General features: G+C 63.6%; 7 protein-coding genes. 3 read left to right on the forward strand and 4 right to left on the reverse strand.

All coding sequences use genetic code 11. The annotated features are described in order from the left end of the window. A partial coding sequence (locus tag AYR66_RS29260; RefSeq protein WP_206047030.1) for a cache domain-containing protein occupies window positions 1–763 on the reverse strand: 763 nt, incomplete at its 3' end. Between the two features lie 255 nt (window positions 764–1018). Here AYR66_RS29260 and AYR66_RS02620 point away from each other — a divergent pair. Together AYR66_RS02620 and AYR66_RS02625 are read left to right on the forward strand one after the other, a co-directional pair. After that, window positions 1019–2824, forward strand: a complete 1806-nt coding sequence (locus tag AYR66_RS02620; RefSeq protein ID WP_234814698.1) for a putative bifunctional diguanylate cyclase/phosphodiesterase — start codon at window positions 1019–1021, stop codon at window positions 2822–2824. A 226-nt stretch (window positions 2825–3050) separates the two neighbouring features. Further along, the gene (locus tag AYR66_RS02625) at window positions 3051–4190 is read left to right on the forward strand and encodes a GNAT family N-acetyltransferase (protein WP_170942041.1); all 1140 of its coding nucleotides are present in this window, start codon (window positions 3051–3053) and stop codon (window positions 4188–4190) included. Between the two features lie 72 nt (window positions 4191–4262). Here AYR66_RS02625 and AYR66_RS02630 read toward each other — a convergent pair whose 3' ends face one another. The 3 genes from AYR66_RS02630 to AYR66_RS02640 all read right to left on the reverse strand — a co-directional run bounded on the left by AYR66_RS02630 (window position 4263) and on the right by AYR66_RS02640 (window position 6258). Further along, a complete protein-coding gene (locus tag AYR66_RS02630) occupies window positions 4263–4697 on the reverse strand; it encodes a DUF2383 domain-containing protein (RefSeq protein ID WP_170942042.1) in 435 nt (144 codons plus the stop codon). Further along, the gene (locus tag AYR66_RS02635; protein WP_088706225.1) at window positions 4681–5598 is read right to left on the reverse strand and encodes a lipid kinase; all 918 of its coding nucleotides are present in this window, start codon (window positions 5596–5598) and stop codon (window positions 4681–4683) included. The genes AYR66_RS02630 and AYR66_RS02635 overlap by 17 nt, the downstream gene beginning before the upstream one ends. A 93-nt stretch (window positions 5599–5691) precedes the next feature. Continuing rightward, window positions 5692–6258, reverse strand: a complete 567-nt coding sequence (locus AYR66_RS02640) for an NnrU family protein (RefSeq protein ID WP_088706226.1) — start codon at window positions 6256–6258, stop codon at window positions 5692–5694. Between the two features lie 315 nt (window positions 6259–6573). On the opposite strand from AYR66_RS02640, the gene AYR66_RS02645 reads away from it, so the two are divergent. Beyond that, the coding region (locus tag AYR66_RS02645; protein ID WP_141104145.1) for a twin-arginine translocation signal domain-containing protein at window positions 6574–7212 on the forward strand (639 nt) is incomplete at its 3' end.

Here is a 7212-nt window from a genome sequence, read left to right on the forward strand (position 1 = left end):
CGATGCCGACGATCCAGCCCGACAGCTTCGAATGGGTGTAGATGCCATAGATTTCCACGCCGTCGAGGCTGCGTGTACGCACCACGCCCTCTTCGGCGCGCCGCGCGGCGGCGGTCAGGTCAGGCACGGTCGGCTTGCCCACGAACTGGGCGCCGGCCCGGCTGCGCGCAACGGTAATGCCGTTGCGGTCAATGATGCCGATGACGCCGTCGGGCGGTATGGCCGCCCGGTCGAAGGCGCGGTTGAAGTATTCGGCGACAAAGGACTGGCTGAGGATCAGGCCGTCCGGATGCGGCAACGGCACTTCGACCGACACCACCGGCCGCTTCTCGGCAGAACCTTCCCGCAGGTTGGTGACATGGATGGATCCGGTGCGCATCGCTTCGGCCCCGGGTTCCGGATGCGCCAGCCGGGACAGTGGTTCGCCGTAAGGGGCGCTGGTGTTGAACAGCTGCCGGCCGGATCGGTCGGACAAGAGGATCCAGGCATAGTCGCCGTTCAGCGTCTCGCGCGACTGGTTGTAGAAATTGGCGAGGTCGCCCCGGAGCAGGTAATGGGAAGTGGCCAGTGTGCGCAAGCGCGCTTCGGCGGCTGCCAGTTCACGGTCCACGCTCAAGGCAGTAGCGCGGGCCGTGGCCTGCATCGCATTCAATGCGGCCTTGCGTTCCGCATCGAGCAGCATGTGCAGCGCCGCCGTGGCGAACACGATGACTGGCACCAGCACGGCGGCGGCCGTCAGTGAGAGGTAAGTGCGGATCTTCAATGGGCAGCTTTCACACGGGCAGGCAGTTCGTCATTTCCTCGACTGGTGGACGTGTCTCATGATGAACCAGGGCGCCCGGCAACAGTCTTGCGCAAAGTCAGCAGTGTTTCCGCAGCTTGGCATTTCCGGCATGGTGCAGGAATGCACTGTCGTGGTGCGCCCGCCTTGCCCGATCCATGCCGCACGCCTCCTCCTGGGCCTCGTTTCTTGGCATTGTTATTGCATCATGGCAATGCTAACCCAAAGGAAGAATCGATGTCCCACATTGCCCTCGCCCGACTGCCGCCGCCGGAATGTTCCGGAGGCTGCACATGCGCCGCACGGGAAGGTTCTGCCCATGACATCACGCAGCGCCGCGAAGCCGAACGGGCGCTGCAGGAAGCAGAGCGTCGCTACCGCAGCATTTTCGAGAATGCGGTGGAAGGCATCTTCCAGTCCACGCCGGACAAGGGCTACCTCGCGGTCAACCCGGCGCTGGCACGCATGTACGGCTACGATTCGCCGCAGCAGATGATCGACACGCTGCGCGATATCGAACACCAGCTGTATGTCGATCCCGAGCGGCGTGCCGAATTCCTGTGCCTGATGGCCGAGCATGGCCAGGTGCTCAATTTCGAGTCGCAAGTCCGCCGCCGCGACGGCAACGTGATCTGGATTTCGGAGAACGCCCGCGCAGTGCGCGCGCCCGATGGCGGCATCCAGTTCTATGAAGGCACCGTCGTCGACATCACCGAGCGCAAGGTCTACGAAGCGCGCATCCGCCACCAGGCGACGCACGACGCGCTGACCGGCCTGCCCAACCGCATCCTGCTCGCCGATCGCCTGCAGCAGGCGATCCACCAGGCCGAGCGCGACGGCGGCATCGCGGCGGTGGCCTTCATCGACCTCGACCACTTCAAGTTCATCAACGACAGTCTCGGCCACCAGGTCGGCGATGAACTGCTCAAGGTGGTGGCGGCGCGGCTCAAGTCCTGCATGCGCGCGTCGGACACGGTCGCGCGCCAGGGTGGCGACGAATTCGTGATCGTGCTCTCCAACCAGAAAAGCCTGGAAAGCGTCACCGATACCATCCGCCGCATCATCGCCGTCGTCGCCGAACCCGCGCAGGCCAGCGGGCTCGATCTGCACGTGACGTGCAGCGTGGGCATCAGCGTCTTTCCTTCCGACGGACATGATGCTGAAACGCTATTGCGCCATGCGGATTCCGCGATGTACAAGGCCAAGGAACTGGGCCGCAACAATTTCGTGTACTTTGCCGCCGAGATGAATGCGCATGCCACGCAGCGGCTGGATATGCTCAACAGCCTGCGCCATGCCGTGGCGAACAATGAATTCGTGCTGCAGTTCCAGCCCAAGATCCATCTCGCCACCGGCAAGGTGGTCGGCGCCGAAGCGCTGATCCGCTGGCGTCATCCCCTGCGCGGCATGGTGCCGCCCGGATCCTTCATTCCTCTGGCCGAGGAAAGCGGACTCATCATCGAGATCGGCGAGTGGGTGCTGCGCACGGCCTGCGCGCAAAACATGGCCTGGCAGCGCGCCGGCTTTCCGGCCATCCCCATCTCGGTCAACCTGTCGCCGCGGCAGCTGGTGCGCGGCGACATCGTCGCGCTGGTGGCCGAAGTGCTGCACGAAAGCGGACTGGCGCCGCACTGCCTCGAGCTGGAGATCACCGAAACGGTCGTCATGCGCGACGTCGACAAGTCGCTCGTCATCCTCAAGAAGCTCAAGGAGCTGGGCGTGAAGATTTCGATCGACGACTTCGGCACCGGCTATTCGAGCTTGAACTACCTCAAGCGCTTCCCCGTCGACACACTCAAGATCGACCGTTCCTTTGTGAGCGACATCGCCGACGACCAGGATGACGCAGCAATCGTCAAGGCGGTGATCTCGCTGGCGCACATCCTCAACCTGCGCGTGGTGGCCGAAGGAGTGGAAGCGGAAGAACAGCGCCGCTTCCTGCTCGAAAACGGCTGCGATGAAGTGCAGGGATATTATTTCGGCAGGCCGGTGCCGAGCGAGAGCTTCGCCGGAAAGTGGTTGCAGGCCAAGGAAGAAGCGTGAAGTTCTTTCCGCACGCGGCAATGCGCGCGGTTTCCCATTCATTCTCAAGATAGCACAGCCCTGATTGTCCCCGTGGCGCCACGGCGCGCACCATTTGCGATCACACAAAAAGCATGCGCAGCACGGGCCCCATACGCTGAACTCTTGGTCGCGTTCCGATCAAAGCGAGGACAAGAGCCGCGACAGGGACGCGGATCGGTACCGATCGATCAAGAGAATGCATGCAATGAGCGTAGAACAAGTACAACCCATCGATAAGTCTCCGAACAACACGGTGTCCGTGCAGGTGAAGCCCGGCTCCGAGCTCTCCATCCAGTGCTATGACAACGACGTGCCCGCCTTCATCGGACCCGCGCTGGAAAGGTTGTACGGCAACCTGTTTTCTTCGCTCGAGTACTATCGCGCGTTTGGCGGTGCCGACAATGCCAGCACGTACGTCGTGCGGGATGGCAAGAACATCGTGTGCGCATGGCTGTTCCAGAAGCACCGCAACACCGTTCGCGTGGTCAACGAAGGGCTGCGCGTGGACCAGGATGACCTGCTGCGCTTCGCCGGCTATGTCTTCGGCCGGTATCCCGGCATCAACGTGATCTCTTTCCACGCGGTGCGGCCCAACATGGCCAGCCTGCCCATGCCCTGCCAGCGCTTCAACTGCCTGGAAGACATGGTGCTGACGTTGCCGGGCAGTCCCGAGAGCTATCTCGCCAGTCTCGGACGCTCCACGCGCAGCTACATCCATCGCTACATGAACAAGCTCAAGCGCGAGCTGCCGGCGTTCGAGTTCCGCGTCTTCGATGCAGGCGAGATCGAGGAAGCGCAGATCCGGCACGTCATCAGCCTCAACCGCCTGCGCATGGCAAGCAAGGGCAAGGAAGCGATCAACGACGAGGACATCACGCGCCGCATTGTGCAGCTCTCGCATGAACGCGGGATGCTCGGCGTCATCCTGATCGACGGCCGCATCTGCGCCGGATCAATCAACTACCGCGTGGGTGCCAACTACTTCCTCGAAACGCTGGCGCACGACCCGGCCTGGGACGATTACCGGCTCGGCACGCTGTGCTGCTACCTGACCATCTGCGAATGCATCCGGCGCGGCGGCGGCGAGTACCACTTCCTGTGGGGGCAGGACGAATACAAGACGCGCCTGCTAGGCGTGCAGCGCGACCTCGACGACATCGTTGTCTACCGCTCGTGGCTGCACATGGTCCTGTACGGGAAGCTGGTGATGCAGCATGCGACCCATGCCGCCGTGCGGCGCGCGCGCGTCTGGGTGAGGCGTACGCGGCGCAGTGACAGTTTCGGCGGGCGGCTGGTGGCGCGCGTGTGGAGGCTGGTGCGGGGAGCCGGAGCGGTGAAGTCGTAGGGTGCGCCGTGCGCACCGGTACTGAACCGGAGCGTAATCCGCCGTAGTGGTACGCACGGCGCACCCTACGAATCAATGGATCGCAGACAACTCCCGCTGCGCCGACTCCGCATGCGCAAGGATGCGCCGCAGCACCTCCTGCATCTCCTCCGGCAAATCCTGCCGCAAGGCCGCGTGCAGCGCCGACAGCAGTGCCTCCTCGCCACGTTCGCAATCGGCCACCAGTGTACCGCGCATGTCGCGCGACAGCAGCGCCTTGATCCCCGAGAGCATATGCGACATCGCCTCGCGGTCGGGATCCGGCTGCTGCGGCAAATCGTCCAGCGCGCGGATCTGTACCGCGAGATCGCCGGCGAGGCGCTGGCGTTCATCCGCCAATGCGGAGAACACGTGCGCGAGATGATCCTCGCCGAGTTCCGATGCCGCCGCCTCGTAGTGGCCGGCGGTTTCGAAGCACAGCCGTTCCACCGCATTGACCGACATCTGCCGTTCATCTCTGAGCAACATGAGGCTCCTCCTTTCTGTCTTCCAGATAGGCCGGCGGCACATGGACGCGCACGGCGCCGGCAATCATGTCGAATTCGGCCGGCGTGCGCGACACCAGTTCACCGTCGGCGCTGACCGCCATCGTCCTGCTTGTCACGATGCGGATGCTGCGGCCGCGTTCGATGTCGACAGGATGACTGTCCTCGAACCGGCCGGCGCGGACTGCCGGTGCCAGTTTCGCCAGTTCCCACACGCTGCGCGGCTCGATGCTGTAGAGGAAGAACAGCCGGTCGTCGATGCTCGCCTCGTCCGCGATCGTCATCCCGCCGCCGTAATGCCTGCCGTTGCCGACCGACACCTGGATCGAGCGCACCCGCTTGCGCCTCCCGTCGCACACGATATCGGCGTGGAACGGGCGGAAAGACGAGAGCGCCTTGAACAGGCTGCGCGCGTAACCGAATACGCCCCAGCGCCGCTTCACATCCGGGGAAAGATGTTCCTGCGCATGCACGCCCAGCCCGACATGTGCAGCGTTGAAAAAATAGCGGCCGTTGACACGCCCCAAGTCGATGTTGTGCAGCAGGCCGCCGCCGATCACGCCGCTTGCCTGTTCCAGGTCAAAGGGTATCTGCAGGGTGCGCGCGAGGTCGTTGGCGGTGCCCATCGGCAAGACGCCCAGCGGAAGGCGCGTCTCGATCAGCGCCGGCGCCGCGGCATTGAGGGTGCCGTCACCGCCGCCGACGACCACGAGGTCGACGTCGGCGGCATGGCGGCGGATCATTTCCGGAACCTGATCGGGCCGGTCCAGCGCCCACGGCAGCACGTCCATGCCGCTGCGCTCCAGGTATCCGGCAACGGTGCGGACGTCAGAGCTTCCGTTGCGGCTCTTGCGGTTGACGATGAGTAATGCACGCCTCGGCACAGCCTCTCCCGTTCGGACAACGGCGGTCCTGTTGCCGGTATGACCTTGCGTGCAGGGAGCGGTTCCGCCCTTTCCGCAGGGCCATGCGGGGTATCAAAGGCCCCAGGGCACGACCGGCACGCCGAACAGGTGGCGGTGGAAGGCCATCACCAGCAGCGCGAGCACGACAGCGGCGCCGATGGCCATCGCATCCTGCCTGGCGACCGGGGTGAACTGTTTCACCGCATGCCGCTGCACCGCCGACAGCAGGTCGATGACGGCATAGGCGAGGAAGGCGCCGAACAGCAGCGTTGCCTTCACTTCGCCATTGGCCAGCAGGTGGACGGTGGCCCACAGGCCGACGCCGAGCAGCATCGGATGCTTCAGCGCGCGGCGGATGTGGGTGCGCATATTGGCCGCCGCCAGCAGCACGAAGCTCACGATCATGGCCAGCGGCGCAAGCAGCACTGCCGCCGGAACGGGGGCGAACAGACGCGGTTCGGAAGGCGCTCGGCCGTAGCCGATAACGATCAGCACCAGTCCGGCCGCCGACACCAGCGAGAACATCCCCTTGTAGGCCTTCTCTCCCATGCGTGCCTGCAGTGCATTGCGCACGCCCGTCAGCACCGGCAGCAGATGGATGCCGATGAACAGCACGAGCCCGAGAACCAGTAATCCCATGATCCCTCCCTTTATCAATCTTTATCAATGAATACCGCGCAAGACAAACGCCGCATTTTAGCCAGCACAATCCCGGCGTCCGCGCGAGTTTGATTCAGCCCAAATTTTTGTCTGATCGCGGCAACGAAGGTATCAATGGAACACGGGTAACCGACCAGTGTAGCCACAATTTCATGTTGCATTGCGGCTTGCCGAAATGTACATGGCGGCGCATTCTCCAAGGGCTCGTCCTATTGCACATTATCAAGTTCCGCTTCACAACGTGGGACGACAATGATTAGGTAGTCCAAGAACACCTACATAGGAGACAACACCATGAAGAAGACCGGCAAGACCATCCCCGAGGTTCAACCATCGCGTCGCGGCTTCCTTGGCAAGGCTGCCGCGGGCACGGCCACCGCGCTGGCCTTTCCCGCGGTAGCGACGGCGCAGTCGCCGACCCAGTTCCGCTTCCAGAGCACCTGGCCCGCGAAGGACATCTTCCACGAATATGCGAACGACTTCGCCAAGAAGGTCAATGACATGACCGGCGGCGAACTGAAGATCGAAGTCCTCCCTGCGGGCGCGGTGGTGCCGGCCTTCGGCCTGCTTGACGCGGTGTCCAAGGGGACGCTCGACGGCGGCCATGGCGTGATGGGCTACAACTACGGCAAGCAGGCGGCGATCGCATTGTGGACCTCCGGCCCGGCGTTCGGTATGGATGCCAACATGGTGCTGGCATGGCACAAGTACGGCGGCGGCAAGGAGCTGCTGGCCAAGCTGTACGACTCCATCGGCGCCAATATCGTCTCCTTCCTGTACGGCCCGATGCCGACCCAGCCGCTCGGCTGGTTCAAGAAACCGATCACCAAGACCGCCGACTTCAAGGGCCTGAAGTACCGCACCAACGGCCTCGCGATCGACCTGTTTACCTCGATGGGCGCGGCGGTGAACGCGCTGCCCGGCGGCGAAATC

Source organism: Noviherbaspirillum denitrificans, assembly GCF_002211445.1.
GTDB lineage: Bacteria > Pseudomonadota > Gammaproteobacteria > Burkholderiales > Burkholderiaceae_D > Noviherbaspirillum > Noviherbaspirillum denitrificans.

Excerpts from the sequence above, each read along its gene's own strand:
- AYR66_RS02620 (WP_234814698.1), top strand. The coding sequence starts at position 1,019 with ATGTCCCACATTGCCCTCGCCCGACTGCCGCCGCCGGAATGTTCCGGA.
- AYR66_RS02625 (WP_170942041.1), top strand. The coding sequence starts at position 3,051 with ATGAGCGTAGAACAAGTACAACCCATCGATAAGTCTCCGAACAACACG.
- AYR66_RS02630 (WP_170942042.1), bottom strand. The coding sequence starts at position 4,697 with ATGTTGCTCAGAGATGAACGGCAGATGTCGGTCAATGCGGTGGAACGG.
- AYR66_RS02640 (WP_088706226.1), bottom strand. The coding sequence starts at position 6,258 with ATGGGATTACTGGTTCTCGGGCTCGTGCTGTTCATCGGCATCCATCTG.